At 32.8% G+C, this 26880-nt stretch carries 21 protein-coding genes and 1 tRNA gene; 14 read left to right on the plus strand and 8 right to left on the minus strand.

What is annotated here, in order from left to right:
• Positions 1-36 precede the first annotated feature (36 nt).
• From GS03_RS11705 to hsdR, 6 genes are all read right to left on the minus strand, one after another.
• Positions 37-1377 carry a cytidine/deoxycytidylate deaminase family protein gene (locus GS03_RS11705; protein ID WP_136152729.1) on the minus strand — a complete coding sequence of 447 codons (1341 nt, stop codon included), beginning with the start codon at positions 1375-1377 and terminating at the stop codon, positions 37-39.
• A 105-nt stretch (positions 1378-1482) separates the two neighbouring features.
• Positions 1483-1977, minus strand: coding sequence for a hypothetical protein (locus GS03_RS11710; protein WP_210726614.1), 495 nt, complete (start codon positions 1975-1977; stop codon positions 1483-1485).
• Between the two features lies 1 nt (position 1978).
• The gene (locus GS03_RS11715; protein ID WP_136152730.1) at positions 1979-3928 is read right to left on the minus strand and encodes a restriction endonuclease subunit S; all 1950 of its coding nucleotides are present in this window, start codon (positions 3926-3928) and stop codon (positions 1979-1981) included.
• On the minus strand, positions 3928-5364 hold the full coding sequence (locus GS03_RS11720) for a class I SAM-dependent DNA methyltransferase (protein ID WP_136152731.1): 1437 nt from the start codon (positions 5362-5364) through the stop codon (positions 3928-3930). Before GS03_RS11720 ends, GS03_RS11715 begins: the two co-directional genes overlap by 1 nt.
• Entirely contained in the window at positions 5357-6010 is a 654-nt protein-coding gene (locus GS03_RS11725; RefSeq protein ID WP_136152732.1) for a hypothetical protein, read from the minus strand. Before GS03_RS11725 ends, GS03_RS11720 begins: the two co-directional genes overlap by 8 nt.
• A 1-nt stretch (position 6011) precedes the next feature.
• Positions 6012-8396 (minus strand): EcoAI/FtnUII family type I restriction enzme subunit R, encoded by a 2385-nt coding sequence (gene hsdR, locus GS03_RS11730; RefSeq protein WP_210726632.1) that lies wholly within the window; start codon positions 8394-8396, stop codon positions 6012-6014.
• A 185-nt stretch (positions 8397-8581) separates the two neighbouring features.
• On the opposite strand from hsdR, the gene GS03_RS11735 reads away from it, so the two are divergent.
• The 14 genes from GS03_RS11735 to GS03_RS11795 all read left to right on the plus strand — a co-directional run bounded on the left by GS03_RS11735 (position 8582) and on the right by GS03_RS11795 (position 21830).
• Complete coding sequence (locus GS03_RS11735; protein WP_136152734.1) at positions 8582-9217, plus strand: hypothetical protein; 636 nt, start codon at positions 8582-8584, stop codon at positions 9215-9217.
• 117 nt (positions 9218-9334) lie between these two features.
• Positions 9335-9751: a hypothetical protein gene (locus GS03_RS11740; protein ID WP_136152735.1), complete on the plus strand. Its 417-nt coding sequence runs from the start codon at positions 9335-9337 to the stop codon at positions 9749-9751.
• A 511-nt stretch (positions 9752-10262) separates the two neighbouring features.
• Complete coding sequence (locus GS03_RS11745; RefSeq protein ID WP_136152736.1) at positions 10263-10553, plus strand: GIY-YIG nuclease family protein; 291 nt, start codon at positions 10263-10265, stop codon at positions 10551-10553.
• 557 nt (positions 10554-11110) lie between these two features.
• Positions 11111-11195 (plus strand) — tRNA-Ser (locus tag GS03_RS11750).
• 259 nt (positions 11196-11454) lie between these two features.
• A complete protein-coding gene (locus tag GS03_RS11755) occupies positions 11455-12672 on the plus strand; it encodes a site-specific integrase (protein WP_136152737.1) in 1218 nt (405 codons plus the stop codon).
• Positions 12673-12794: 122 nt separating this feature from the next.
• Positions 12795-13721 (plus strand): hypothetical protein, encoded by a 927-nt coding sequence (locus GS03_RS11760; RefSeq protein WP_136152738.1) that lies wholly within the window; start codon positions 12795-12797, stop codon positions 13719-13721.
• 108 nt (positions 13722-13829) lie between these two features.
• Positions 13830-14129, plus strand: coding sequence for a helix-turn-helix domain-containing protein (locus GS03_RS11765; RefSeq protein WP_136152739.1), 300 nt, complete (start codon positions 13830-13832; stop codon positions 14127-14129).
• On the plus strand, positions 14126-14494 hold the full coding sequence (locus tag GS03_RS11770; RefSeq protein WP_136152740.1) for a hypothetical protein: 369 nt from the start codon (positions 14126-14128) through the stop codon (positions 14492-14494). Before GS03_RS11765 ends, GS03_RS11770 begins: the two co-directional genes overlap by 4 nt.
• Positions 14481-14654, plus strand: coding sequence for a hypothetical protein (locus GS03_RS13365; RefSeq protein ID WP_168710302.1), 174 nt, complete (start codon positions 14481-14483; stop codon positions 14652-14654). Before GS03_RS11770 ends, GS03_RS13365 begins: the two co-directional genes overlap by 14 nt.
• Positions 14655-15114: 460 nt before the next feature.
• Positions 15115-15693 carry a calcium-binding EGF-like domain-containing protein gene (locus GS03_RS11775; RefSeq protein ID WP_136152741.1) on the plus strand — a complete coding sequence of 193 codons (579 nt, stop codon included), beginning with the start codon at positions 15115-15117 and terminating at the stop codon, positions 15691-15693.
• 43 nt (positions 15694-15736) lie between these two features.
• Complete coding sequence (locus GS03_RS11780) at positions 15737-16150, plus strand: hypothetical protein (protein WP_136152742.1); 414 nt, start codon at positions 15737-15739, stop codon at positions 16148-16150.
• A gap of 111 nt (positions 16151-16261) precedes the next feature.
• Entirely contained in the window at positions 16262-19618 is a 3357-nt protein-coding gene (locus GS03_RS11785) for a TM0106 family RecB-like putative nuclease (protein WP_136152743.1), read from the plus strand.
• Positions 19619-20344: 726 nt separating this feature from the next.
• Entirely contained in the window at positions 20345-20566 is a 222-nt protein-coding gene (locus GS03_RS13460) for a helix-turn-helix domain-containing protein (protein ID WP_136152744.1), read from the plus strand.
• A gap of 31 nt (positions 20567-20597) precedes the next feature.
• Positions 20598-21830 (plus strand): phospholipase D-like domain-containing protein, encoded by a 1233-nt coding sequence (locus GS03_RS11795; protein WP_136152745.1) that lies wholly within the window; start codon positions 20598-20600, stop codon positions 21828-21830.
• Here the strand turns inward: GS03_RS11795 and GS03_RS11800 are convergent.
• Both GS03_RS11800 and GS03_RS11805 read right to left on the minus strand, forming a co-directional pair.
• Positions 21777-24251, minus strand: a complete 2475-nt coding sequence (locus GS03_RS11800) for an Eco57I restriction-modification methylase domain-containing protein (RefSeq protein ID WP_136152746.1) — start codon at positions 24249-24251, stop codon at positions 21777-21779. The genes GS03_RS11795 and GS03_RS11800 overlap by 54 nt on opposite strands.
• The gene (locus GS03_RS11805; protein ID WP_136152747.1) at positions 24244-26874 is read right to left on the minus strand and encodes an Eco57I restriction-modification methylase domain-containing protein; all 2631 of its coding nucleotides are present in this window, start codon (positions 26872-26874) and stop codon (positions 24244-24246) included. The genes GS03_RS11800 and GS03_RS11805 overlap by 8 nt, the downstream gene beginning before the upstream one ends.
• Positions 26875-26880 lie beyond the last annotated feature (6 nt).

Below are 26880 nucleotides of genomic sequence, written 5' to 3' on the forward strand. Positions count from 1 at the left end.
CTTCACTACGCTCAAAATTACTGTAATGTTGATTTTTTAGGTCTTCTGTTTTTGGGAAAAATTTTCTACATTTCTTAAATTACAAGGTGTTTGACCCTTTGCCACATCGTTCCAACCAATTGACCTTACAACATAATTTGAATCTGTAATAACCGCACCAACTTTTCTTGAAATGCACCCAGAGTTTAATTTAGCTGTATTAGCTATTTGCATACATCGCTCAACAGCACTTGGAGTAATTATACCAGGCTGCATTATTAATGATAACAATTTCATTAATTGCTCCTCTCTTGTAAAGAAAGTATTTTTCTGAAATCGTGGGTTATTTAAATCTGTTAATTTTAAATTTATTATATGATAATCGCTTTTTTGAATACAATTTTCAACATCAGGGGATGAAAATTCACCAACATTAAAATCATTCGTTTTATATTCAACCTCATCTAATCTGAATAAGAACTTTGTTATGTTTCCAATTTCAGTTTCACTATATTTTTTAACCCTTAGTCGATCTTCAACTCTAGCTCTTGAATTGCCTAGTACATCTTTGGTCGCAATCAAATAGAACCCAGAATACCTTTCTTTAAAAAACATTATTTCTAATGAATTTCTTAATGAGTCAATGACAACTTTAGTTTTTGTATTCTTTTGTTCTGTATTATATAATCTTCGAGCTTTAATTAATCTATTTATTATTTCTACAATCGTATAAATATGTTTAATATCATAGTTCTTACCTTCTTTAAGTTGTCCATGACCTCTCAAATTACATGCTATGTGGTGAAGAAATTTTGTTCGCCTTGAATATCCAAATTTCTCCAATGCATCAAAAAACTCTAAACTAATACTTCTGAATTCATCACTAAAAAAAATATCATTTAAGTTTAATAAACTTGTTTTTGATTTTAAAGTACTAATCTTTGTGTTATGGATTACTATGAACTTATTTACTATAGATGAGTTTTTTGAACTGTTTAATATCTTGTTCAACTCTTGTAGTAAATCTTCAACAATTTTAGTGTTGTTTTCACCTTTGATTTCTTTATAATGTTTTGATAAAGAAGGTTTAAGTAAATCAGCTGTTTTTCCGATTTTTTTAAGTATTATAAACAACAAAACATCTTTATAATTAATACAATCAAACTTTGACCAATTATCTGGATGAGAAAGATAGTTATAACTTATTTGATATTTTCTTTGAAACACTGGATCATCAAAATCTATGCTGCTTAAAGGGTCTCTTAAACCTCCTTTTTTTAAAACTTCAAAATCATTTGTTAGCATATTAGAAATCATACTACAACCTGAACCCGTTCTGCCGGTTAGTCCAATGATTGTAAAATCTGTTCTTAAAGAATATACTTGCGATAAATCCATCTCTTCTATTTTTTTTAATTAAACTTTTTTGTTGCAACTATCTTAAAAAACTTATTACAACAAAATCAAATCATTTTTATTATGTATTATTAATTACAACTAACTCTACCACTCCTCATGGTCTTTAAAATATTCAATGCCATTAAATGCCGCTGTTTTTGATTCATCTAAGGTGTCGAATTCCTTTCTTCCAAAAGTGCTGTCAATACACACTTTGTATTTATTAGTTTTTTTATCTCTGAAAATTGTAATTATGTGACCATCAATTTTGAGATAGCGATTTCCTTTTATGCTGAATTTCCATTCTTTCTTTTTCCATGTAGTTCTTCTGGCAGCTCTATTCCGTAATTTTTGTTCTAATTTTCTTGGATTGAGATAATCACTAGTCATGTTCTCAGCACAAACACAACCTACCCTGAGTATATCTCCAAATTGTGAATGTTCAACAATATGAACATAACGAATACGTTCATTACCGCACATCATACAAGATTCATATTCTGTTTCATCCTCCGGTTGATTATCTTCACGAACATCTATAACATCTATCAATGCCCAGCCTTTGTGAGGAATGTCTTTTTGTTTCCAGAGGTTTGTCATGCTATGCCATTTTTTTGTCCGGTTTATCCACATACTTACCCCAACCATCAGGGATAATATTTTCTTCTTTCATCCAAAATAATTTTTTGTGGAAGATACTTTTGTATTTAATCTTTTGAGCATCCCAAGCCATAAAATCATTATATAATATGCTATCCTCAATAGGTTCACCTTTAATAAGTCGATTATTCCATACAGCATATATGGTGGCTAGTACTTCACATTCTTCCCAACTTAATGGTCTTAACTTCATCAATAAGTTATTTATTTTCACTGATTCCTCATTGAAATTTTCTAAAAATATAGTATTGATTTGACTTGCTGCAGGTAATGCCGTATAATGGACTCTTTTTGTATCTGTCCTATCTTGAATTACATTGAAAAATCTCATACGATTAAAATCGGCTTCAATTTTTTTTATCAAATTCTCGTCATAAGGACCAGCAGCTTTTTTTACATAATGAGAATCAAAATCTATTTTGCAGAAATACTCCGTTAAGTATAATAGTTTTTGAAATTTAACCCTACCAAAATCTGTAGTGTTACATTGGTTAATGATATGACCTCCTAGTATTGTTTTTAAGGGTTGCTCTATTTTTCTGCTTTTTAAGACAATAACTTTTGATTCGTCTTTTGGTTGTTGCAATGCCTCTCTCAAAACCTGCTGTAACAACATTTCATTATACCCTTGACTCTCCTTGATACTTTGCTCTAGCCCAACACAAAACGTCATTAACTCTTCTAGTTTGGTTACAATTTGCTCTTGTTCGTGGAGTGGCGGAAATGGAATTTTTAGATCATTAAGTATACCTAAGTTTATATTTTTTTGAGCAGTTGCTGGTGCAAATCTTTCTAATTCATCTTTTGCAGTTTTCAGATAATAATAAACATATTTCTCTATTATTTTATCAATAGCTAAGTAGCAAACAATACTATCTGGTAGGCACGCATCAAAATCTAAGAAACCACATTCAGCAATATTTGCTGCAATTGTTATGCATAATGTTCCTTTATTTTGTAGTTCACTTTGTTTTAAACCAAAATCATTGTAATAACCATTAATGGTTGTTATTAAGTCATTATTATATTTAGCTTTAGATACATCACCAGTTTGTATAAACGGTATTGTTCCTCCTATAAATAATTCTTCATCGTTTCTTGGACGATGTTTTGACTTACCTCTTTTTAAATTACCAGTATCTCCCAATCTACACCAAGCCCAATTTTTAGGAATTTCAAAAGGAATTTCATCCGTAGTAATTGTTTGTAACTCTTTTTCTTTTTTGAGTTTTTTGTCGGTAATCAGGTTCGCTTTTTCGGCTTTTATTTTTTCAAGGAGATGTTGGCCTGTTTCATTGGCTTTGACAGAGTCAGCCTGACAAAGTTTTCCTTGCATCGCTTCACGTAAAAACGCTTGACGCAGTTGTTTGATAAGGTCGAGTTGGTGAGTGAGTTCGGATGAGATTATATTACTTTCAATTTCTGTTTTTTCGATTGATGAAATTAATTTTTCTTGTTCTTCATAAGTTGGTATTGATATTTCAATTTTGCACAAGTCTTCAAAACGGAGAGCTTGTCTTACCGTTCCTCTACCATGAAATCGTATTTGTCTTAATCCTTCAGAAGATTTTAAAAATTTAAAAAGAAGATTATCTTTGATAGAATTTGGTTTAGTTTTAAAAACAACATAGGCAGGACTTATTAATCCTTTAATATCTTCATTATGGTAAGCGATAGAACCAATATTGATACGATAGGGATTATAGGCAAAACAACCTTTTTCAATTATTTTATATTCTTCTCCTTTATGTTCAGCAGCTGATTTAGATTTAACTATTCCATCATCATTACTAACACCAAGAAATTCTAATCCTTCAGAGCCTCCGTATTCTCGGGCTCTAACAGAAAAATTATCAATTAAATCTTTTAACTTGTATTTTTTAAAATTCATTATTTCACCGCTTCTTTAAGTTGGTTTAACAACGTATTACTTTTATCAAAAGAAGTATGCAACATCTCCATTAATTCGGTGCTGTTGTATTCATACGTTTCCTCTTGCTTTGTTGGGTTTTTTATGTCCAAATCGTAATTTCGGTCAATGATAGTTTGTATTGGCACCTTCCAGGCAATATCACTTTCTTTTCTATCAGTCCACCAATATTTTATGGGGTCAAACTCTTTGACTTGTATCGGTTTGGTTTTGTTGTAGGCTTTTGCTCCTTCGGGTAATTTATGTTGATAATACCAAATTTCTTTAGTTGGAGTGCCCTTGGTAAAAAATAACAAATTGGTAGCTACAGTGGCATAAGGTTGAAACACAGAATTAGGCAAACGTATGATGGTGTGTAAATTACATTCTTCCAATAACTTTTTACGCACGCGTTGTTTTACGCCATCACCGGTCAACGAACCATCGGGCAATACAATACCTGCACGACCTCCTTGTTTTAATAAGTGTATCATTAAAATCAGGAATAAGTCAGCACTTTCTTTGGTTCTAAAGTTTTGCGGGAAGTTGTTTTCGTTGTTGTTGGCGACAATACCTCCAAAGGGAGGGTTGGCTAAAATAGCATTCACACGATGCTTTTCGGTAAAGTTAGAAAGCGGTTGGTCTAAGGCATCGCCAAAACGAATGTTTGGTACTTCTATATCATGTAAAATTAAGTTGGTGGTAGCTAACAAATAAGGCAGCGGTTTGTATTCCCAACCCATGATGTTTTCTTCAATACTTTTGTTATCCTCAACATTATTGGCCTGCTTTCTTAAATGCTCAATAGCACAAGTCAAGTAACCACCCGTTCCACAGGCTGGGTCTAATATTTTTTCACCCAATTGTGGGTTTATCATTTCGGTAATAAATGAAGTAATAGCACGAGGTGTATAAAACTCTCCACTTTTACCGGCACTTTGCAATCCTTTTAAAATGCTTTCATACAATTCGCCAAAAGCGTGGCGGTCTTTGGCGATGTTAAAGTCCATTTCATTTAGCTTATTCAACACCTTGCGAATGTTGATACCGCTTTTCATGTAGTTGTTGTTACCTTCAAACACCTCTCGTACAATTAGAGCACGACGGTTACCGGTACTCACATCAATATTGCGCAACGCAGGAAACAATTGGCGGTCGACAAATTCTAATAATTCGTCTCCGGTCATCCCTTCATCATCGCCTGCCCAATTGCTTTTTTCCTTTACCCAATGAAACAAATCTGGAATAGGTGATTTGTAGTTCTCATCGAGCAACTCAAGCTCTTTGTCTTTGTCAGAGAATATTTTTAAAAACAACATCCAACCAAGTTGTTCAATGCGTTGGGCATCACCGTTTAGTCCGGTGTCTTGCCACATGATAGTTTGGATGGATTTTAGTATGGAGGAGATGTTACTCATTTAATATCTGTTGTAAAGTTGTGTTTGTAATATTGTCGGAATATGCATTTTGTAACGTAATAACATTACAATCATTTAGTCTTTCTTCTGTAAACATTTCAGTTAATAAAACTTGATTATTTCTAATAAACCCATTAACAATTTCTGTATCAATATTTACTGCTAAAAAAATTGCTTTTCGGTAATTGAAATTTCTTAAAAATTTAGAAAGTTTTTCTAAATCATCTAATATTTCAACCTCTTCTAATTCTGGTTGTGCTTTTATTTCAACAACAAAAGCATTAGCATCTTGAGAAGGCATATGAAAAAGTAAATCTGGGATTAGATTACCGCCGATACTATCATATCCATATATATTACGTACTTCAGGCAAATCCATTTTTTTTATTTCTCCTTGCAAAAAAAAACCTGAAAAGAAATCTTCTTTTTCTCTGTGATCGTCAATTAGTTTTCTTAATTGGAAATATAATTCATAGGCAAATCCTCTTTCACTATGTCTTATAAATAGTTGACCTCTAAAACGACCATATGTTTTTAGTCTTTCTCTTAAAGCATAGAATTGATTATATTGTGTTTCAAAATATTCTTGTTCTACATTATTTAATGCATTTAAAAATAAATTGATAAATTGATCATATTCATTCATGTTAAATTTTTCTATACAATTCGTTTTCTAATTCTCTTACCGCTTCTAAATACTTTTGTTTACTTCCAAACTCATTGATAATTTCAATAGGCGAACCGTACTCATCAAAAGGTTTTACCCGCAATACTTCTATACTTTCTATATTTTCAACTCCTTCGTCAGCATATTTATCCAATAGAGTTTCCAATACCTTGCGGGCTTGCTCTCCATACTTAGTAAAGTAGTTGCGCTTTTTAACATTGTTAGCGCGCTCTTTTCTAGTTAATGGAGGTTTGTCGTATGCCACATGGCAAATCAAATCGAACAAATCTACTTTTTTATCAACCGCATCATATAAGGCTTCCACCATCACGCCTTCCTCTTGTAGTTCTTTGATAATGGCTTCTTTTTTATCGGCTTTATTCCATTTTATTAAGAAATCATCCAATGAAGCGAACTGTTCTTGTATGATTTTTTTAGTATAGTCTTTTAAACTTGTTGTAATAGGTTTGCCATTATGGTCAAAGTATAATTCTCTACTTACTAAAACCGAAACATCAACACCATTCACATATTGCTTAGGTCTAACTTTATATACATCTGCACCAATATCAGATGCCGTTCTGACCATTGGTGGAACAATTATAATTTCGGCACCTGTTAATTCATCAATTATTGGCTTATCCTCTTGCTCTTCTTCCTCAACAACTGTAGTCAAATCTATGTCTTGAGTAATCGGTTTTATGCGTAATGGGTCACCATCAAAGTCAGGGTCTGCAAAATTATCGGTTGCATTTCTGAAATCGATGATAGTAAAGTATAATTTGTTGAATTCCTCGTTAATTCTTGTCCCTCGCCCTACTATCTGTTTGAACTTGGTCATCGAGTTAATGTTGGCATCCAACACTATGACTTTACAGGTTTGTGCATCTACACCGGTTGTCATTAATTCAGAGGTTGTGGCAATTACAGGATACTTTTCTTCAGGGTTGATGAAATTGTCCAATTCGCGTTTACCTTCGTCATTGTCGCCTGTAATTTGCATTACATATTTGTAGTTTTCAGCTACCAAGTCAGCATTATGTCTGGCTATAGCATTACGCATACGTTCAGCATGGTCAATATCCACACAGAAAATAATAGTTTTGGCAAAGCGGTCAAAGCCTTTTAAATATTCGGTTAGCTTTTTTGCAACAACATCTGTTCTTTCATCTATTACCAAACTACGGTCAAAGTCTTTTCGGTTGTATATTCTATCTTCAATTTCGTTGCCATCTTTGTCGGTTTTACCTTGTTCAGGTCGGTAGCCTTCCGCATCCACATTCAAAGCTACTCGGATTACTTTGTATGGCGCTAAGAACCCATCATCAATTCCTTGTTTTAAGGAATAAGTATAAACTGGTTCCCCAAAATATTCGGTGTTACTCGTTTCTTTCGTTTCTTTTGGTGTAGCGGTTAAACCAACATGAGTAGCTTTATTGAAATAAGTTAATATCTCACGCCATGAACTATCGTCTTTAGCACTTCCTCTGTGGCACTCATCAATTATAATCAAATCAAAAAACTCTGGAGAGAATTGTTTGTAGGCATTGGCTTCTTCATCAGCTCCTGCCAATCCCTGATAAAGTGCTAAATAAATCTCATAACTCTTATCAATCATGCGATTTTTAACTACAGTCATTTTATCTTTAAAATGTTTGAAATCGCCACGCTTAGTTTGGTCAATCAAGGCATTTCTGTCAGCAAGAAATAAGATCCTTTTCTTAGTACCACTTTTCCATAAACGATGAATGATTTGGAAAGCGGTATAGGTTTTACCTGTTCCTGTTGCCATGACAAGAAGAATTCTATTTTGCCCGTTGGCAATAGCTTCAACAGTTCTATTGACAGCTATTTGTTGGTAATATCTTGGTTTTCTTCCTGAGCCATCAGAAAAGTATTTCTGCAAAGCTATCTTTTCACCTTCTGGAGTAACAATCCCTTTGTAATGTTTGTACTTCATCCATAAAACTTCGGGAGATGGAAAAGCATCCAAACTAATCTCGGTTTCTATAGTTTCATCGGTTACAGTTCTGTCATGAAATACGAATCCATCTCCATTGCTACTAAATACACTTGGAATATCTAATATCCTGGCATAATTCAGACCTTGTTGAATACCGGCTCTAACAGAATGTTTATTGTCTTTAGCTTCAACAATGGCAATAGGATTGTCCTGATAGTAAAGAATAAAATCAGCTCTTTTTCTTTCACCTCTGGCTGTTAACTTTCCACGAACATATATTTTACCATCAGTAAATGAAACCTGCTCAAGAACTTGGGTATGCAAATCCCAACCCGACTTGAGTATAGCAGGTAACACATACTTGGAGCAGATGTCTTGTTCTGAAAGGTTCTTTTTATCTATCATTAATAAAATAATAAAGTAATTCCTCCAAACATACCAAAAATCCTCCACATCACCATCCCCACCAGTGGGGAATTTTAACACTTTACTAAAATAAAAAATTCATTAAAGTTAAAGGTCATGATTTCAGAATTAAAAAGAAAGTTGTCACAAAATTTTCAATAAAAAAATATTTGTGACAAAAAATGTGGCATAATTTTTTCTTACAAAAATTTTGTGACAAGTTAAATTTTAAATATGTAGAAAAACTAACCCTTAGTGTCGTGAAAAAATCGCAATCTTTAAGCAGCCTGTTAGGGCTTACTCAGGACGAGCTGGCTCTAATCCTGAAGGTTGACCGAAGTCGATTCGCCAAGTATGAAGCGGGTTCCCGTGACATACCGCTGACTGCAAAGCAGCTGCTTGCCGAGATGATTCAGTACAGCTGCGGTCCGACGACTGAAGAAAAATCTACAGTTCATATGGCGGCTCAACAGGCTCAAAAAGAAAAGGCGGTGCAAAAGATGCTAAAAGAGAATGAATACCAACAAATGGCAACCGAACGCAAAATTACTAGCGTTGAAACCAAGTATACCAGCAAACTAAAAGCATTGCAGCTGGTGGAATTCCTCTCACTTCGGGAGGATAAAAAAGAAACTACAGACGGAGCCATTTTGCGCTCTATAGCCTATAAAGCCTCGCAAATCCTAAAGACACAAGGTTTGGATTTGCTTTTCAAACTAAAATTAAAACTCGAAATGCTGCAACTGGAAAAAATGCTATTGGATGCCGAAATCCGAAAAATACGGTTAGCTACTGAAAACACTAGCGGTAAGGCATAAACTACAAATGAAAATACTACACTTAAAGTGTTAAAATTTTGCTAAATGTATAATTTTGTAAGATTTCGGCATGCGGTTTGGCTTTCTGCGAATAGAATTAATTTAAAAAAATGTATTATGAACTATTCAGTACACAATTTGACACAGGTAAGCGATTGTAATGCGCTATTAACCTGGGCAGCGAGAGAGAAATCAGATTTGAATTTCAAAAAACTCTCCGATGAGCGTTTAACTGTTAGATTTGCAGAGACTTCTCAGGAGTTGGATGCCATCTTACAGGGGGTATTGGCCGAGCTGGCCGCAACAGAAACCATTATTGCCGTATTGCCTGAAGGGCCGTCAAAAGACGAGGCCATCAACAAGAAAACAAGATTGGAATACAAAAAGTTCTTATTAGAAAACCGTAAAGAGAGTTACGGCACCGTAGCCTTGCTGGAAAAAGAAATGGATCTGGCAAGAGTAGAACAGGAAATTGAAGAAGTGGATGCTTTTATAGCCGCTATTGAGGAGAAGAAAGCTGCGTTGACCGCTTAGTTGTAAGTTGTATTTGTTGAAGAAGGTTGTCCGAGAGGGTGACCTTTTTTTGTGGGGTATTGCGAGGGTTCTTCTATACGCCGTCACTTCGAGTGATTTTTACGCAATGCAATGAAGTAAAAATTGTATCTAGAAGTATTAGTATAAAAAACGGTTCTCGATACATTTTTGGTAAGGACGATTTGCTTTCATTACCATACTACGCAACCAAAAACACTCGAACTGACGAACCCTTTTACGCCGTCACTTCGAGTGATTTTATAAACTATGAACGACAGTTCTTAGTTTATAAAATAGTATCGAGAAGCATTAGTATAAACAGGGTTCTCGATACATTTTTGGTAAGGGCGATTTCCTTTCATTACCATACTACGCAACCAAAAACACTCGAACTGACGATCCCTCATACGCCGTCACTTCGAGTGATTTTACAAAATAAAAACGCTAGTTTTTGGTTTGTAAAATTGTATCGAGAAGCTTTAATAAATAAATTATTTCTTACTTTTACTTAATGAAGCAATCCTATGTCTATATTCTAAAATGTTCAGATAACACCTATTATACAGGTGTGACGAGTAAGCTAACACAACGCATGTTTCAACATAACTCTGGCTACTTCCCAGATTGCTATACATTTAAAAGAAGACCACTCCAATTGGTCTTTTATTGCGAGTTTACCGATATTAATCTGGCATTTGAAAAAGAAAAACAAATTAAAAAGTGGTCTAAAGCAAAGAAAGAGGCATTGATAAATGGAGAATTTGATGTTTTAGTTAATTTAGCGAAGAAGGATTTTAGTTGAAACGAGGGTTCTCGATAAATTTTTGGTAAGGGCGATTTCCTTTCATTACCATACTACGGAACCAAAAACACTCGAACTGACGAACCCTCATACGCCGTCACTTCGAGTGATTTTATAAACTATGAACGACAGTTCTTAGTTTATAAAATAGTATCGAGAAGCATTAGTATAAACAACGGTTCTCGATATATTTTTGGTAAGGGCGATTTCCTTTCATTACCATACTACGGAACCAAAAACACTCGAACTGACGAACCCTCATACGCCGTCACTTCGAGTGATTTTTACGCAATGCAGTGGAGTAAAAATTGACCCGAGGCGTCAGCCGAACTGAGCGAAGCTAATCGAGAAGCTTTGCACTAACTAAGCGAAGCGAACGGACGAAGTAATCCGGGGCAAAGGAAATCTAAAGACTATTGCATGGCCTAATTAACAGAGCAATAGCAAAATAGCAGTTGAAAGAAAAAATAAGTTTATTTTTTAGCCAAATTCTTTTTGCAATCAGCAAAAGGTTATTATATTTGCAACCGCATTGAGAAATTGGTGCCCGACTTATTGGAGAAATGGCAGAGTGGTCGATTGCGGCAGTCTTGAAAACTGTTGACTGTAACAGGTCCGGGGGTTCGAATCCCTCTTTCTCCGCTTAGAGTATGTTTCAAAAGAAACATAAAAGCTCAAAACCCTTTAGACATCAGTGTTTAAAGGGTTTTTCAATTTTGGTCAATGTGTCAAAACACACATTAAATATCATAGCACGGTTACCCTATAGGTACCCCTATGATTTTTGAAAAAAATAGGGTAACTAAATCGGCGGAAAGGAGCGAATTCGCTCCGAATTCGCTCCGAAATCACTTTGAATTAAGCATTTTTTAATCTATTTGTTTAATTTAAATTATGTGTTATGCTAAAAGTTTTCTTTTACATCAAAACCGACAAGGTTAAAGCAAACGGAGAAGCTCCGATTTATGCCAAAGTTACCCTGGGTAACCAAAAAACAACTTTAAGTACGGGAAAGGATATTTCACCGGAAAGATGGATGTTCACCAACAAACTACGAAACGTTCTGAAACTGGAACAAGAAAAAGTGCTTAAAAAGAGCCTTGAATTATTTTCCTTAAATCTTAACAAAAAATTCAATGAGATTTATGAAATTGACCCCAATGTTGATTTGTCGCTGTTAAAGGATGAAATATCTGGTAAGATCAAAAGCCGGAAATCAATATTGATATTGGACATTTTTGAAAAGCACAACACTGATTTTGCAAGAAAGGTAAACAATGACGAGCGAGCTGCTGCGTCTTTACAAAAGTACAAACGATCATCAGACCTGATGAAAAATTTCATCAAGAAAACTTATGGTAAAGAAAACTTTGAATTTGATGAAGTTAATGGTGCCTTTATTCATAACCTAGAGTCTTATCTCAAATATGAAAGCGAGTTTAAAGGTATAATTGGAATCAAAAATAATTCTGTTGTTAAATACTTTACAAACTTCAAGACCATGATCAACTTTGGAATAAAGATTAATTTAATTGATAAAAATCCATTCGTTAAATATGAAGGGAAACTAAAAGTAAGAGATGCCACTTTTTTAACCACTGACGAACTGAATCTAATTGAATCCAAAACATTCAGTTCAATTCGTTTAGAAAATGTAAAGAACATATTTTTATTTAGCTGCTACACTGGCTATGCACCAATCGACGCTTGTAGTTTAAAGTTATCCAATCTAATACAAGATAACAACGGAATGTTTTGGATAAAGACGGATAGAGTAAAAACTGGTGTAAGAGCAAATGTGCCAGTTTTACCTCCAGCTCAAAAAATTATTGATAAATATAAAGACTCAGAAGTTGGCTTAATTCCTAAACTTTCGAACCAAAAAATGAATGCCTATTTAAAGGAAATTGCAGATTTGTGTGGCATAGAAAAGAACCTGACATGGTATGTTGCTAGACATACTTTTGCCACCACGGTTACTTTAGGAAACGGAATTAAAATTGAAAATGTTTCTGCAATGATGGGACATACTAACATCAAACAAACGCAGCATTATGCAAAGGTTTTAGACTCAAGCGTTATGCAAGACATGCATAAATTGATGGAAAAATTTAAATGACAATTTATTAAAATACAATGATTGTATTTTATTACAATCATTGTATTTTAATAAATTCAGTTACAGTATACTTCTAGTGTTATTATTCATTATTTTTAACCTAATTAAAAACAATTGATTTTATGGTAAATTACTTGAGAGAATTTCAAGAAGGCTTAGAAGACTTTCTTGACCTTACTGTTTACTTTAATGAAAACGAAATACGATATAAATTCCAAGGGCTTTGGACTTCATCAAATTTTGAGAAAGACATTCAAATAAAAGCTAATAAGTTAGAGAATTTATTATACAGGCAATTGAAAAATGGTCTGGATAATAAAGTTCTACTTTCGGAAGTTCGTTTAAAGATGAGGGTGTCCCTCAACTTTTTATCAGATGTTTATTATGATGACTTTGATAATCTCTCTAAATCGAATTTGAAAGTAAGATATAGCTCTTCAGTCCCCGAAAATACTTCAGATTTATTTACTTATGAGTTTTTTCAAAATTTGAAATCTGATGAAAAAGCTCATAAAGAGTTTCAAAAAAGAAACGATGATTTAACAATGCTGTTTGACTCTATATTAAAATTGTTTGAAAGATTTCAAAAGGAAGGCAAAACTCCTAGTAGGTTACAATTTGAAAATCTCAAGCTGTTAAATTGCATTTATTGTTATCAGGAGATACTATTCAACTTACTTGACAAGGTAGAGCATTACTTTTATAATTTTGAAAAAATTGATTTTACCATTCTTGATACAAATGAATCCCTGCCAATGATGGAAACAGTAAAATGTAATATTAATTTAAGTAAAGTTGAAGCCGCAAAGTTTTTTAGTTTTTTGATCTATGATAAAATCATTTTTATAGATTCTTCTGATGAAAAAATGGATAAAATTCGCATTCAAAAATTTATTGAAAATAACTTCACATATAAATCCTTAAACTTAAAACAGAAACCTATTACCAATATAAATAAAGAGATATCGGAGTTTAAACTATACAACGACAATGAATTTAATCAGACGATTGACGATTTTATCAAAATATTACAATCAAAAAAAAGATAATAGAACGCAAAAAAAGTGAACCAAAGAATTCGCTCTCAATTCGCTTCAAAAAATTTGCTATCCAAATCTTTTAAATAATCTTCGCAGTTCATTTCTAAATAATAAGATATGAATGCAGAAAGAGACGAATTTATAATTCCCACTATTGGGAGTATTAAAAAGCTAATTGAGCCTATTTATACCAGGCTTGACAATATTGATATTGCAGTTAGTAAGCAAGCAATAAAACCAACTCAAGGAAAATATTATCGAAACCAAGATCTGAAAAAGATTTTTGGGCTCTCCAGTAATACCATTATTAAATATCGTGAAACTGGCGTATTACCATATACAAAACTTGGTGATATCTTTTTATATGAGATTAAAACCATAGAAAAAATTCTAATTGCTAATATGGTTGAGTTATGAAAAAAGATACCCGAAAAGATCCGCTAACAGGAGAAGAATTTATTCCAAAAAAGATTTCACAGCGTTTCGCTACTCCACAGAATAGAATAATATGGAACAACCAAAAAGCCGCTCAAACAAGGCTTAAGAGAGCTTTTGTTGATAAACCATTGCATAAGAATCAGGCTATATTGCTTGAGTTAATTAATAATAAGAAAGAAATCACAGTTCATGAAGAGTTTCTTCGCGGAAGAGGATACGATTTCAATATGACTTCACACTTTGAAATGTGGGAAGGAAAAAAACATCCCTGTATTTATGAATTCATAATTGTTAGCACAATAGATAATCCACAAATTAAAATAATACGAAATGATAGATATTAGAACCATAGAAATAGTTACACCTGACATTCAAAGACAGGCATTGATAGAGAGCAACAATAAACTTAAAAATTTAAGTTTTGTACTTGTTTTATTTATTGGAATTGGAGCTGTAGCGTTTTGCTTAAATTACTTGAACCAACAACGAAGCAAAGAAAAATAAGCTTTTGTTTTCAATAAGAAGCCAAATTTATACGGATAAATTTGCGTTAATGAGTTTGACATACGTTTGTTATTTGATTATAAATATTTGAAATTTAATTGCCAGACAATTGTATTTTGAACGAATCAATTGATAGCATAGTTTTTGCATTGAAAAAGTAATATATTTGAATTGAAATTTTAATATAAAAGATGAAATAAAAAGAATATAATCATATCAATAGCGTAAGCTAATAATCTTTCTCCGCGAAACCGGCAAAACTTCAGAAGAAATATAGATTATTAAGCAGATGCTCTCGCACGGCGTGGGCTTCTCTTATCTATATTTCAGGTGCTTGCCGGTACCAGCGGAGTTGGATAATGAGTTTGTTCCACGCTTTTGGTTTAACAATCTTCTAAAAACTCTTGGGACGGGGTGATAAACCAATCTTATGAAAACATTTATTTTAAAATCAGTTGTAATGCTGATTATGATTGCTGCAGTTTTAAGTTGTTCTTCTGACTCTAGTTCTTCCTGTGTACCAATTACTTGTTTAAATGGTGGAATTTCAAACACTAATTGTGGATGTGATTGTCTTCCTGGTTATTCTGGAAATGATTGTTCTACTCGAATAACGCCAACTAAAATTAAAGTCAGTAAAATAAGGATATCAATGTTTCCTAATACAGACAGCGGAGGAAGTGCATGGGATGTATCAAGTGGCTCACCAGATATTTCATTGATAGTTTCTCGAGATAATTCAGGAACTCCAATAGCAATTTGGAATGCACCAACGTATTATCCAGATGTTCTTAGTAATGGAACAAATTTCTTTGACTTTACTCTGACAATCCCAATTGAAATAACACAAGTTACAACACCACATTATATCGAATTATTAGATTATGATGGCGCTGATACAATTCCATCGGCGAATGATACAATGGGAGTTATTGCTTTTTATCCATATGTTCAAGCAAATGGATTTCCAACTACTATATATTTAGCTAATGATTTATTACCTTTAAGATTTGAATTAACTTTGAGTTACGAATGGTAATTTATAACAATCATTGTAATTTAATATAATCAATACGTTTATTATGCTGACTTTTACCGCTTACGCTGCTAGAGGGTGCGGATTTTGTTTTGATCCTTTAGTTAAAAACGACACCTATTCTTTTTTGCATTTCATTCCTGCAAAAGAAAGCCCTGAAAAGGTTAAGATGATTGTTTCTTTATATGAGAAAGACAATACATTTATTGAAGAACATAATTTTGTTTTAGAGCTAGATGATAATAGAAAGAACTATAATAATAATCATATAGGTTTAGTATATGATGGTTTAAAGCAGAAAATGATTTTTAGTGCTTTAAATCCTGAAAACAATATTCCTTTAGAAAAAATATGTATTTGTGTAGCAGTTACCAAAATAAAAGATGGGAATGATGATGAAGATGGAGGGAATTATTTGAGACCTAGAGGACCTAAAGTTACTAGTTTTATTGAACATTAAAATTAAAAGAAAGTACACTTTATCGAATATAAATGCCGTTAACCGATTGTCTCTTATGGTTTATCGGAATTATTGACTTTTCTCATATCTTGTTTAGTAAATATAAATAATATGAGAAAGTCTAACAGTCAAATCGTTTTTTCAGCATCAGATTTATCAAATCATATCCATTGTAAGCATTTAACTAATCTTAATTATGATGTTTTACAAGGTTTAAAAGAGAAGCCTATTAACAATAATAGGGTTTTGGATGTTTTGAGAGAAAGAGGTATTGAATTTGAAAATTCATTTTTAAAAACTTTAGAATCGCAGGGATTTTCTATAATTAAAATATTGCAAGACGATCCTGACGCGAAACAAAAAACAATCGATGCGATGATTCAAGGTGTAGATTATATCTATCAAGCAAGATTGAATAACGATAAGTGGCAAGGATGGGCAGATTTTCTAGTGAAAGTAAAACATCCTAGTAATTTAGGAAATTGGTCGTATGAAGTAATTGATACCAAATTATCTAGTCATACGAGAGCTGGTACCATATTACAAATAGCTCTTTATTCGGAAATCATAGAAGAAATCCAAGGTGTTTTACCTGAAAATATGTATGTGAGAACTCCTGAAGGTGAGATAATTTATCGTGTAAATGATTATATTTCCTATTTGAGATTAATAAAAAAGAGATTAGATGCTGCAATTGTAACACCTATTTCTACATATCCTGAACCATGTTCGCATTGTGATATTTGTAATTGGTGGGAGCATTGTAATAGTATTAGACGACAAGATGACCATTTGAGTTTTATTGCTGGTATGGGAACTTCACAAATAAAAGAAGTTAAGCAACATGGAATAACTACATTAGATGCTATGTCGAAAATACCTTTGCCTATTCCATTTAAACCTACAAAAGGTTCAAAAGAAACATTTACCAAACTAAGAGAACAAGCAAGGGTGCAAAATGAAACTAGAACCATACAAAAGCCAACATATGAAATATTAGAACTCAAAGAAAACACTGGATTTTATAATTTGCCTGAACAAAATGCTGGCGATATCTATTTAGATTTTGAAGGTGATCCATTAGTAGAACCGTCAGGATTAGAGTATTTATTTGGATGGGTATTTCAAGAGAAATATTATTGCATTTGGGTAATGAGTATGGAGGAAGAAAAGAATGCTTTGGAGCAGTTTATTGATTTTGTATTTGAAAAAAGAAAAGAATTCCCTTTGTTACATATTTATCATTTTGCTCCTTATGAAACGATTGCATTAAAAAGAATGATGGGTAAATATGCTATAAAGGAAAATGAAATAGATGTTTTACTCCGAACTAAAAGTTTTGTGGACTTACATAGGGTATTAAAACAATCTATAAGAGCTGGTGTTGAACGCTATTCGCTAAAGGATTTAGAAAAATACCATGGTTTTATTAGAGAAATGGATTTACGCTCACTTTCCAAATTTAAAGCAGATTTTGAATTTCTACTTGAGAGTAAAAAGTTTGAACTAATAACTGATGAAATGAAAGCTGCTATTCAACTTTACAACCAAGATGATTGTTATTCTACTTTAAACTTGCATTTGTGGCTTGAAAAAGAAAGAGAATTATTAGTTACTAGTGGTAATGTAATAGAAAGACCAATTGAAAATACAGTTGAAGTACCAGATAGTGTTAATGCTCATTTAGAACGAATTACACCCATGTATGATGCATTAATGCAACACATTCCACTTGATGTTAATGAACGAAACAAAGAACAACAAGCAAGATATATCCTTGCCAATATGCTTGATTGGTATAGAAGAGAGGAAAAATCGTTTTGGTGGGAGTTTTTTAGAATTATGGAATTGGAGCCGGATGAATTATTAGATGAAAAAACAGCTCTAACCTATTTGAGTTATACTGGTAATCGCGAAGATTATAAAAGAAGTATTATAGATACCTATTTTTTTCCTAATCAAGAATGTGAATTAAAAATAGGAACAGATATCAGAGACGAAAATGGAAATAGTGTAGGTGAAATATTCGAATTAGACGAAAAAAATAATACTGTACGAATAAAAAAAGGGCCAAAAGTCAAAGATAATCATCCATTCTCGTTAATAAAACATGAAAAATTTATAACAAAGGATAAAGTCGAAAACTTGATTCGATTTGCAGAGTGGATAGTAGTTAATGGTTTTGAAAGTGATTCTAATTCATACAAAGCAACACGAGATTTATTATTAAATAATTTACCTCGAACTACAGAACCTTTGAATAAAAATGCTGATTTATTAGATAAAAGTATTGAGTGGTCAACAAAATTAGATTTTAGTTATCTACCCATACAAGGGCCTCCTGGAACTGGTAAAAGTTATACTGCTAGTCATATGATTTATGAACTCATAAAAAGTGGAAAAAAAATTGGTGTAACTGCATTAAGTCATAAAGTAATAATTAATCTATTAAGTAAAGTCAAAGATGTTGCAGATAAAAATGGATTTGCTATAAAAATATTATATAAGGATTCTGCAACAAACAATGAAGAGTTTTCATGGGATATTGCCAAAAATACTGCTGATGTCATTTTAAGTATGAAAGATTACAACCTCATTGCTGGTACTAGTTTTATGTTTTGTAATGAAAGTTTTCAAGAATCGCTAGATTATCTTTTTATAGATGAAGCTGGGCAATATGCTTTAATAGAAACTGTCGTTGTATCACATGCCGCAAAAAATATTGTTTTACTAGGAGATCATCAACAATTGAAACAACCTATAAAAGGAGTTCATCCTGAAGGTACAGATGTTTCTGCATTGGAACATTTACTTGAAGGCAAAAAAACAATTTCAGAAGAAAAAGGTGTCTTTTTAGAAAAAACATGGAGAATGCATCCGTCTGTTTGCTCTTTTGATTCTGAAATGTTTTATGAGTCAAGATTACATGCTATTGAAGGGTTAGAAAATCAAAGAATTGAAGGAAACACACAATTTCAAGGTTCTGGATTATTTTATAAATCTGTTATTCATGAAGGTAACACCAATTTGTCATTGGAAGAAATCGATGAGATTGCAAAAATAATTCATGAACTTACTAAAGGTGATGTTTATTGGTATGATGAAAAAAACAACAAACATATTTTACAAAATACGGATATTAAAATCATAACGCCTTACAATAGTAACGTATTTGAATTGCAAAAAAGAATACCAACTGTTGAAATTGGAACAGTTGATAAATTTCAAGGACAAGAAGCTCCAGTAATTATTTATAGTTTAGCAAGTTCAACACCCGAAGATGCACCACGGGGAATGGAGTTTCTCTATAGCCCAAATAGATTCAATGTAGCTGTATCAAGAGCAAGAGCAGTTTTTATAATGGTAGGAAGTCCTAGAATTTTTGAACCTGATTGCAAATCACCAGAACAAATAAAACTTGCTAATCCATTTTGTAGATTTATGGAAGTCTCAGAAATCATATCATAATATTTGATTCGCTAGCGACCATCTGCAATCTACATAATCATTCCAAAAAGCAAACAAAAATTCCCAATTTGCAGAGAACATAATTAAAGCATAACATATTTTGAACCTCAATAAATATCACTATATGAAATGGCATGAAATTTTAATCGGTACACCGATATTATCAATTGGTGTCTATCCGGGCATAAAAGTTCTGGAATTCAGAAAAATACTATATTATCACTTTTTGTCAAGAAACTTGGCTATTCATTTCAATTATAATTATGTTTTGTTCTGTATGATTCCAAATAATGTAAACATCAGGCATGGACGATTCTAAAAGATTAAGGTTCCATGCAATGGCTACCTGATGTTGTTTATTTTTGATGAACGGATTTACGACAAGCTGTTGTTTTGAAACCCAACAGCTAGAAGATATCTACAGGATGTTATTAAAGGTTATAATCCCTGATTAACTCCAAAATATGGTCTTACAAAGGTATTTGGAAATCTGGTTTTGGGTTTAATTTGGCTAATAAAGAATTCATTTTGAAAAGCGTTTCACCAATAGAAATAGTTGAAAAAGATTAAAATAATGACTTTTAAAGTACTCGAATGTCTAAAGCTCCTTATAAATGACCTCAATGGAGTTAGTATATCATAAACCTTCATAGAGTTAGATAACACATACTTGTAAGTTCGGATTGTAATCCGAAATATTTACTCTGTAGGGATTTACTTTGTTAGATGGATAGTTCAAATCGTAAAATTGTAGATTTTATTAAAAATGAATGGATTAGCACAGCTAGTTCACAGAGTTCCTTTGCAGTAGATCATAATCTTGACGAAAAAACTGTCCGTCGAATCAAAAATGATCCCGATTACAAAATTAGTCTTGATACTATTCAAAAAGTTTGCGAGGCTAAAAACTTAAAACTCTCAGAGTTCTTTAAGTTGGTAGGATTATAAATATTTTTCTGATTTTTTTAAATATTTACAAATGGCAGTACGTTTCATAGCGCAGGGCTTAGACCCAGGAAGTAATATTAACGCCGGGAACCTAATTATTGAATCATTACAATGCAACAACTACCAGTCAGTTGACATTTTCGTTGCTTTTGTAAGTACTAGTGGTCTTCGAAATATAATGGATGAATTGCAGGCTTTTCAGGCTGCTGGAGGAGCAATTAGGTTATATGTTGGTGTCAACTTAAACGCTACATCAAGGGAGGCACTGGAGGCCTTAATTGCAAGCGGTATTGAAACCTATGTAATTTACTCGCCAAATAGTATTATTTATCATCCTAAAATTTATGTTTTTAACGGCGCGCAGGTATGCAGGGCAATTGTAGGTTCTTCCAACCTTACGGCAAGTGGCCTTTTTCAGAATGTCGAAGCTTCAATTTGTTATGACTTTGATAATGGCAATGCAGAAGGCACAGCTTTTTTAAATGGAATTACGACCCAATTCGATTCAATTGTAAACAATACCAATAACAGTTGTAAACTTTTAACTCAGCCCGTTCTGGATGTACTTATTGAGAGTAAAGTGGTTTTGCCGGAGGCAGTAAATCGGGCAAAGGCCAATAGGATAAATAAGGAGTATGCCCCAAAAGATACAGCTGCCAATAAAAGATTGACTGATTTATTCGGAAAACTAAGTGTAAAAAGACCACCAAAAGGATTTAGAAAAGCTGCAGTTCAAAAAGAATTTATTACAGTAGCAGGAACTAATGAAGTGGTAATAGTGGATCAGGCTATCGAACTTACCACAGATTCCATGTGGATTCAATCTGGCTTAATGACAAGTCCCGCTAGAAACATCCTTGGTCTTTCAAAAAGAGGAATACTTGCAAATAAAACATATATAAATGGTAGTGTATCATTTTTCGGAATTAACCCGGCTACAGATGATCAACCACTACAAATCGAAGTTGAATATGCTGGAGAATTATATCTCGAAAATCAAGTGCATTACACGGCTGATAACGGTTCTTGGCGTTTAAACTTCTATGGGGAAACCGCTGCCGGTAAAAGATTCAATGATATAACAAGACCCGATGGAACGGTTCCTGGGGCCTTCCAAAATAAAATACTTCTATTTACCAGAATCAGTCCAACAAGATATAAATTAGAGGTTTTGGAAGATACTGAAGTTGATAAATTAAAAGACCTGTCCTCAGTTTGGGCAAGAAATGGAGCCAGCCCATACGCCTTCGGGTACATTGCGTAATGCATTTAATTGCTGCTGAAACCATACTAAATCATCTTCCACATATTGTTTGCTGAATTCAGAAAGAACCATTGCAACTTCTTGGTTATTCAACCTATAAAGTAGCATAAATAATAAATCAATGTTTCTAACGGTTTCAGTTCTATTTGAAAAAGGAAATGCTGCTGTTAACTCTAAATTTTCTGCCAAAGACGAAAGACGACTGTCATCTTGCAAAAGTGAAAACACCAATAACGAAATATGTTCTTTAATAGTAGCTTCATTCCCATTAAAAATTATTGTATTATTATTTTGCTCAATATCAGGTACGGGCATTTGATTAATTACGGACTGGGTTAAATCTATCCCACTTAGTTTTTTCTTCAGGATAAAGTCAAACACTACCGAATTAAAAAGTCCTGCCATATACAATAAATCATTCTGATCAGTGGTCAAAAATTGAACTGATTGTGACGCAGGGATAAAGGGTAATACAGTGGCAACACAGGTTCTGGTATTAGTGGCAGAAGTTAAACTCCTCCACGCCAGCATAAATTTTTCGTTATGGTTTTTAGAGAGCTGTGCCCACTTTGCTGCATTTATAAAAAATCTGGATTCAGGAATATAATCCGCATTATTTTTCTTTAAATCATCAAGCAACACCGAAGATGATTTACTTCCATATTTCAATACGTCATCCATACCATTAAAGCCGGAATACTTTCCGTCAAACTGGTTGAAAAATTTCCCTTCATATACCGGAATAGTATCTTCCCCACTCTTCTTTACAATAAATTCAGCATGGCTTGTTAAATGCACAATTCGACCAAATCTAACATTTTGATAAACATTTTTAAAAAACGGAAAATCACACGAAATCCTTAATAAAAAATTGGCCTCCATTTTGTTTGAAAAGTTCGGTAGCATCCCGGTAAAAGGATTCAGCAACTTCAAGCTTTCATAAGACATTGCTATTTCAGATGTTGGTTGCTCTATTTCTTCTATTGAAGTCAGGTTCATCGAGACTTGAAACAATTCACTATGGGTCAATCCTAAAAGCAGGAAACAAAACCTTTCCCTGCTGTCAATAGCAAAAATCTTTTTACGATTAATAAAATCATAAATAGCAACAGTTAACTTCTCTTTCGTTAGGAATTTAAAAAGAGTTTGGTTCACCTGACTGGTAACTATTGCACTTTTCAAGACCAAACCCACAACTCCTCTGTCAGTCTTCAATTTTAAGGCTGCATCAGTAAATAAGGCATAAGTATTCAGCTCACCTTTATTGGACAAATTGAAAAAAGAATTTTTCTTTAAAGTTGATTTTGCAGCTTCAATTTCTAATTTAAATTGCATTGCAAATGATGCTAAATCGGAATTACTTAATTCACTTTGAGTAATTTCTTCAGTCCGGCTCGATTTAAAGTGGTTGTCCGAAATTGACTTTTGATATAAGGCGTAAAACTTTTTTTCCTCAAACCGTATCTTTTCCCATGGCGGATTCCCTAAAATAACATCATACTTTTTAATCTTGTTTTTATTTAAACCCAGCTGTCTATGGTAAATAAACCCACTAGCAAAAATGTCAAGTTTTTCTTTTGCATTAAAATCAAAATCACTAGTAATCAAAAAATTAGCATGAATAAATTTTTCGTTTAATAATGGATATAATGAGGGCTCCTTAATCTTTAAAAGGAGGTTTAATTTAGCCACCTCTAAAGCAAGGCAATCTACATCAAAAGCCGAAAGATTTAAAGCAATTGTTTTTAGTAAATCCTTTTTTATAGTTTCATCTACCCTACATTTTAAAAATAAGGTCTCAAAATAATCAATTACTGAAATCAGAAAGTTACCCCCACCGCAGGAGAAATCAGAATAGGTAATAGAATACATTTCCTCAATTATTTCACTGCAGATTTTTTTTTCGGCAGACAATTTTTTAATACCAAAATTTAATTGAAAGAAAGTATCAATAGTTTTTTTAGTAATAGAATCTGCAAGTTTTGCCGGGGTATAATAACTGCCTAACTTATTTCGATAGTTTTTGGTGTTTGAAATAGCGGCACCACTACTTTCATTACTCGATTCAACTCCTAAAAGCGTTTCGTAAAAAGTGGGAATATCAATGGCTTCATCAGCTGCTAATTGGTGTAAATGATCATTAATAATCGTAATCAGTTCCTCATTGGCATCTGCAATTAATTGAGAAAATAAATTTTCTTCAGCAAATGTCTTCTTTAAATAAGCATTTGTCGCAAAAACAATGTTTAAGTCTTCGTTTTCTATCTGGTTTTTCAGGAAAAATAGAGCAGCAGTAAAAAGCGCCTTCACCTTAAACCGTTCTTTGTTAAGTTCAATAGGATTAACATTCTCCTTATTGGCAAAACAGTTTGAAAGATAGGCTTTTAAAACGTTCGAATATATTACTAATGCCTTATCCATGGTGAGCCTGTCCTACAGTTAATGAGTCATTACAATAAGAAACTAAGGGTTTATTGAAGAAACTGCTTTTATGATGTATTTGAAGAATCCAGATAACTCGTTCACTCAAATTATCATAATCCCTCAAAAAAGCATATTTAGACTGTAATAATGCGATCAAATTTGATAACATGATAATATCAAACTTATAAATCGATATTTTCTTTACCCCTATCTCATTCAGGATTATTTTATGAAGCAGATCATTGAAATATTTATCCTTGGTATTTTTAAATTGGGAAATGTTTAAGGTAATAAATTCAAATAAAGCTTTTGGATTAACATTAAGCTTATACGATAAATCTTCAAAAATACTTTCGCTTCCAACAGAATAACCGTTTATCGCCCTGCTGGTCGAAAGGCAGTTCCAGTCAATACTGGCAGAAATGAGTAAATCCATTGCTTCAGCAGTACATTTAAAAGATTTTTTAGTATTAAAAAAAGGAGACTCTCCAACAACACTTTGCAATTCCTTCAATTCAGTCGCATTAAAATTGTAGTGCTTTCTAATTTCCTTTTCAATTTTAGATTCAAGAAACAAGCGCTTATAGTCACTTTCCATATCCGCAATAATTAAATTTTCAATATGGGATGCTATATTTTTGATACTCAAATAATCATAATGTTGAAACTCAAAGTTCGGTAATTTATTCTTCAGATACTTTTCCTTTAATTCCAGACATTCTTTACTAATCTTAGCAATGAATTTTGAATCCAAAATATTAGTTGCAACTGGGATTTTAGAAATATAACCGGCACTAATTGTAAATTTAGGATTGATTAGTTTTAAAAGAAAAGTTGCTACCCTCGAATTCAAAAAAGCAAGGTGCGCATACTTATCCCCATTTAATACTTGAATACCTGGGCCTGAAGCAATAAAAACTTGATTCTCTATAAGGATTCTCACATTTAATCCCAAGGTACCTGTATCACTGTACACAAGTTGAGTGGATGGTATTTTGTCAATATTTCTTAAGGCACTTCCTTTGTTGGCTTTTATTATTTCCGCGTTCTCTCCCCAGTGCACCTTGTAATAATTAAGACCCGCCCATTTGCTGAATCCACCGCCTTTGCTGACTAATTTCCAGTCCGGGCTTCCATTTACTTCCCATGCATATTTTACAAATTCTGAGTTGTTTCCGGTTGAGGTTCCCTGCATTGGCTTTCCAAACGCTGAATAAAGTGGGAGTCCTTCAATATTTTCAAAACGATGCTCCAATTGATAATTAAATTCAAGATGGCTGTTTTTTAAAAACTGGTTTTGATTCAGTTCAAACGTTAATTCAGGTGAAATATTTTTTTGCAATATGGAGTACTTTTTTTCAGAAATATTTCTATACTTCAAATTATAAAATCGTGAAGTCTTTATTTCAGAATTTCCTATAACGCATAAGGCAACATTGGTTTTTTCGCCATTGATATCTTCAAAGGCATTAGTCCCTAAATCAATACATTCTTTAAGGGTTTGTTTAGCTAAAAATAACTTTCTAAATTCCTTAAGTGACGATAAATACATCCAACTATTTTGTGCAACTAGCCCTAAAACATCATTCTCATTCATAAGCTGTATCGCTCTTTGAATAAATGAAACACACAAATCACCCCTGCTTTCAGGATAGTTTTTGATTAAATAAGACTTCAACGCGGTATCCATATCTCTTTTACCCATAAATGGTGGATTAGTGACAAATACCTTTGTTTTTTCCTCCTTTTTAATCTTAGATAATTGAGATTTAAATGTTGATTTATGAATTGTATTGGAGGTAACATCCGGATTTAAAAAACCTAAAGTATCATCAGGAATACCACCATATATTTTAATTGAAGTTGTTGCACTAGGAATAGCATAGCCGCAGGCTTTCACAAACAAAGACAATGAAGCAATTTTAGAAAGGTTACTATCTAAATCATATCCAATAATGGCATTAGTAAGGATACAGTCAACAATTTCGGTGTCAGACCAATTAGGGAATTTCTTTTTATAAATCCTAAATAAACATTCAAACGAATAATTTAGAAAATTTCCTCCTCCCGATGCAGGATCAATTATCACAATACTATCAATATTCGTATGGTTAAAATCAGACAAGCATTCATTTACCAAATACTTAACCATATAGTTATCAGTAAAAAACTGGGTAGTATATAATAAATCTGAATTTTGAATTTTGACATTGTCTTTCCCAATCTTACTGAAGGCAGCTTTCTCTAAATCTTTTTTCAAAAATTGGTACGCCCAGGAAATAATGTTATCAAAATCATCGTCTTCATCATCAAACACAAATTTTAATTTTTCTATAATAGTGCGGAATAATTCAGGATTTATATGGGATTCCGTTACATGTAATGCAACAACTAAGTCAGGAAAACGTTTCTTTATAATTTCAAGTTCTGGGCTAAATGCAGTGTAATATTCCGAAAATGTTCTAAACTCTTCTAAAGATGTAGTCCGTCTTTTTTTTAATATAAAACTAGCTAATAAAATAGAGAAAAAAAGGCTCAGGTTTTGCACTGATATCTTCTTTTCAGTTGGGCTAAATTCATTAATGAAATAAGTAAGAAGACTTTTGAGTTTCTGTTTCACAAGTAT

The organism is Flavobacterium sangjuense, from assembly GCF_004797125.1.
GTDB lineage: Bacteria > Bacteroidota > Bacteroidia > Flavobacteriales > Flavobacteriaceae > Flavobacterium > Flavobacterium sangjuense.

What these genes read in the sequence shown, in the direction of transcription:
- GS03_RS11705 (WP_136152729.1), bottom strand. Translation starts at nt 1,377, where the DNA reads ATGGATTTATCGCAAGTATATTCTTTAAGAACAGATTTTACAATCATT.
- GS03_RS11710 (WP_210726614.1), bottom strand. Translation starts at nt 1,977, where the DNA reads ATGACAAACCTCTGGAAACAAAAAGACATTCCTCACAAAGGCTGGGCA.
- GS03_RS11715 (WP_136152730.1), bottom strand. Translation starts at nt 3,928, where the DNA reads ATGAATTTTAAAAAATACAAGTTAAAAGATTTAATTGATAATTTTTCT.
- GS03_RS11720 (WP_136152731.1), bottom strand. Translation starts at nt 5,364, where the DNA reads ATGAGTAACATCTCCTCCATACTAAAATCCATCCAAACTATCATGTGG.
- GS03_RS11725 (WP_136152732.1), bottom strand. Translation starts at nt 6,010, where the DNA reads ATGAATGAATATGATCAATTTATCAATTTATTTTTAAATGCATTAAAT.
- GS03_RS11735 (WP_136152734.1), top strand. Translation starts at nt 8,582, where the DNA reads ATGTGGCATAATTTTTTCTTACAAAAATTTTGTGACAAGTTAAATTTT.
- GS03_RS11740 (WP_136152735.1), top strand. Translation starts at nt 9,335, where the DNA reads ATGAACTATTCAGTACACAATTTGACACAGGTAAGCGATTGTAATGCG.
- GS03_RS11745 (WP_136152736.1), top strand. Translation starts at nt 10,263, where the DNA reads ATGAAGCAATCCTATGTCTATATTCTAAAATGTTCAGATAACACCTAT.
- GS03_RS11755 (WP_136152737.1), top strand. Translation starts at nt 11,455, where the DNA reads ATGCTAAAAGTTTTCTTTTACATCAAAACCGACAAGGTTAAAGCAAAC.
- GS03_RS11760 (WP_136152738.1), top strand. Translation starts at nt 12,795, where the DNA reads ATGGTAAATTACTTGAGAGAATTTCAAGAAGGCTTAGAAGACTTTCTT.
- GS03_RS11765 (WP_136152739.1), top strand. Translation starts at nt 13,830, where the DNA reads ATGAATGCAGAAAGAGACGAATTTATAATTCCCACTATTGGGAGTATT.
- GS03_RS11770 (WP_136152740.1), top strand. Translation starts at nt 14,126, where the DNA reads ATGAAAAAAGATACCCGAAAAGATCCGCTAACAGGAGAAGAATTTATT.
- GS03_RS13365 (WP_168710302.1), top strand. Translation starts at nt 14,481, where the DNA reads ATGATAGATATTAGAACCATAGAAATAGTTACACCTGACATTCAAAGA.
- GS03_RS11775 (WP_136152741.1), top strand. Translation starts at nt 15,115, where the DNA reads ATGCTGATTATGATTGCTGCAGTTTTAAGTTGTTCTTCTGACTCTAGT.
- GS03_RS11780 (WP_136152742.1), top strand. Translation starts at nt 15,737, where the DNA reads ATGCTGACTTTTACCGCTTACGCTGCTAGAGGGTGCGGATTTTGTTTT.
- GS03_RS11785 (WP_136152743.1), top strand. Translation starts at nt 16,262, where the DNA reads ATGAGAAAGTCTAACAGTCAAATCGTTTTTTCAGCATCAGATTTATCA.
- GS03_RS13460 (WP_136152744.1), top strand. Translation starts at nt 20,345, where the DNA reads ATGGATAGTTCAAATCGTAAAATTGTAGATTTTATTAAAAATGAATGG.
- GS03_RS11795 (WP_136152745.1), top strand. Translation starts at nt 20,598, where the DNA reads ATGGCAGTACGTTTCATAGCGCAGGGCTTAGACCCAGGAAGTAATATT.
- GS03_RS11800 (WP_136152746.1), bottom strand. Translation starts at nt 24,251, where the DNA reads ATGGATAAGGCATTAGTAATATATTCGAACGTTTTAAAAGCCTATCTT.